The sequence below is a fragment of the Pseudomonas sp. K5002 genome (genome assembly GCF_013386655.1).
Lineage (GTDB): Bacteria > Pseudomonadota > Gammaproteobacteria > Pseudomonadales > Pseudomonadaceae > Aquipseudomonas.
The window spans coordinates 837-1,371 of record NZ_JACARK010000320.1 but is presented as its reverse complement, the minus strand read 5'-3'; the positions used below and the strand labels follow the sequence as shown (position 1 = coordinate 1,371).

1 protein-coding gene is annotated in these 535 nt (G+C 63.9%); it reads left to right on the top strand.

Annotated elements, in window-relative coordinates; translation table 11 throughout:
• Nucleotides 1-535 (top strand): aldehyde dehydrogenase family protein (locus HX846_RS15980; protein WP_178965700.1); only part of this gene is annotated, 535 nt, incomplete at both ends.

Below are 535 nucleotides of genomic sequence, written 5' to 3'. Positions count from 1 at the left end.
CGCCCTCGACGCTGCCGTGGCCGCCTACGACCGTGGCCAGGGCGCGTGGCCGACCATGCGCGTGGTGGATCGCATCCAGCATGTCGAAGCGTTTTTGCGGCGTATGCGCGAACAGCGTGATGCAGTGGTCAAGCTGCTGATGTGGGAGATTGGCAAGAACCTCAAGGACTCGCAGAAAGAGTTCGACCGCACTTGCGACTACATCACCGACACCATCAACGCCCTCAAGGAACTCGACCGCCGCTCCAGCCGCTTCGAGCTGGAACAGGACACCCTGGGGCAGATCCGCCGGGTGCCACTGGGCGTGGCGCTGTGCATGGGCCCCTACAACTACCCGCTGAACGAGACCTTCACCACGCTGATCCCGGCGCTGATCATGGGCAACACCGTGGTGTTCAAGCCGGCCAAGCTCGGCGTGCTGCTGATTCGCCCGTTGCTGGAGGCGTTCCGCGACAGCTTTCCTGCCGGCGTGATCAACGTGATCTACGGTAGCGGTCGCGAGACGGTCAGCGCGCTGATGGCCAGCGGCAAGATC